This is a genomic window from Moorena sp. SIO3I6 (assembly GCF_010672095.1).
In genome coordinates this window covers 1-1,734 of the sequence record NZ_JAAHHU010001056.1, presented here as the reverse complement: position 1 = coordinate 1,734, position 1,734 = coordinate 1, and the positions used below count along the sequence as shown (strand labels likewise).

At 45.3% G+C, this 1,734-nt stretch carries 2 protein-coding genes; both read right to left on the bottom strand.

The window, feature by feature from the left end; all coding sequences use genetic code 11:
* Positions 1 to 6: 6 nt before the first annotated feature.
* Entirely contained in the window at positions 7 to 144 is a 138-nt protein-coding gene (locus F6K49_RS46045) for a photosystem II reaction center protein K (RefSeq protein ID WP_008177837.1), read from the bottom strand.
* A gap of 47 nt (positions 145 to 191) precedes the next feature.
* Positions 192 to 1,316, bottom strand: a complete 1,125-nt coding sequence (gene tgt / locus F6K49_RS46040) for a tRNA guanosine(34) transglycosylase Tgt (RefSeq protein ID WP_293109055.1) — start codon at positions 1,314 to 1,316, stop codon at positions 192 to 194.
* Positions 1,317 to 1,734 lie beyond the last annotated feature (418 nt).

Below are 1,734 nucleotides of genomic sequence, written 5' to 3'. Positions count from 1 at the left end.
AGAAGTTTACCGGAAACCCACGGCGGCTTGCCAGACAAAGGCTAGCAGCAAGAAGAACACAGGGATGACTGGTAGAACGTCCACCACTGGACCAAAAATAGAGTAAGCTTCGGGTAATGTTCCTAACAGGAGTGCAGCTTCCATATCTTAAATCTTCCTTTCCAACACAGATTTAATAATTGACATGTATCTTAACATGAAGTGAACAGCCAATGAGCAAATTGTGTAGTGAATTGATCACTTAAGATGGCTGCCCTGATCGCTTGAGTAAACCGAATTAGCTCAGTCACATTGTGGTGAGAGAGTAACATATAGCCTAGAGATTCACGCGATCGCACTAAATGGTTCAGATAAGCACGACTGAAATTCTGACAGCAATAGCAAGGACAACTGGCATCTAAGGGGGAAAAATCTTCCCGAAACCGGGCATTTTTCAAGTTCCAGCGTTCCCCCTGCACTAAGGCAGTACCATGACGTCCCAGGCGAGTGGGAATAACGCAGTCAAACAAGTCTATCCCAGATGCGATCGCTAAAACCATTTCCCTGTAGGTACCGACCCCCATCAGATAACGAGGCTTATGCCATGGCAGTAATGGAGCAGTTGTCTGGACAATTTGGTGAATCAATTCAGGCGGTTCCCCTACACTGACACCACCAATGGCATAACCTGGTAAATCCAACTCGACCAAGGATTCGGCAGCTTTTTGACGCAAATCTAGGTACACCCCACCCTGAACTATACCAAACAAAGCTTGTTGATCAGGGCGATTGTGGGCAACAATACAGCGTTTGAGCCAGCGATAGGTTCGTTGAGTTGCTAATTCCACCTCAGTTCGCTCAGCTGGATAGGGGGGACACTCATCAAATGCCATGATCACATCTGCTCCCAAGGCATGCTGAATTTCCATACACCGTTCTGGGGTTAGATCAATCATCCGCCCATCCCGAGGAGATCGAAACGTCACCCCCTTTTCGGTAATAGTACGGAGCTGACTCAAGCTAAACACCTGAAAGCCACCAGAATCAGTCAAGATTGGTCCGTGCCAACCCATAAATCGATGCAGCCCACCCGCTTGTTTAATGATGGCTTCTCCCGGTTGCAGATGGAGATGATAGGTATTAGCCAAAACCATTTGGGCCCCAGCTACCTCTAACTGGGCTGGTGTTAGAGTTTTTACCGTTGCTAGGGTGCCTACTGGCATAAACCTGGGAGTTTCCACCACACCATGGGGGGTCACAAACACCCCAGCTCTTGCTTTAGTGTGGCTACAGGAAGCCTGACATTGAAATGAAAAATTATTTTTCTGTTGATTCAAGTTGATCTAGGTCTTGAACTATCGTTAACTAGACCATACCGTCTAATTCAGTTAACCCAGTTGACACTCCCCGCCCTGGAAGGACGGGGATTCTTGCTTCAATGCGGTGACTTGTTTAACCAGGCCGGAGCCAGGAAAAATAGAGGTCGCCTCTCCACAAGCGTATTTGGTCTTCGACCTAGGTTTCGGTGTGCCCCACCGTACCTTTTCAAAATCTATTTAACTAGATACTTTTTTATCTAAATGTTTCATAGACGTTTAAGTCGTTAGACCAAATTACGCAATATGTATCTCTTACATATTTTTTACGTTGCCTACTTATTTTTAGATAGTATTTATCTAGATTTTTAGTTTATTGTAATGGTTTTCAACTTAACACGCTCTGTGAAAACTGTCAAGTTTTAGCTGAAAAAGAAAG

What these genes read in the sequence shown, in the direction of transcription:
- F6K49_RS46045 (WP_008177837.1), bottom strand. Translation starts at nt 144, where the DNA reads ATGGAAGCTGCACTCCTGTTAGGAACATTACCCGAAGCTTACTCTATT.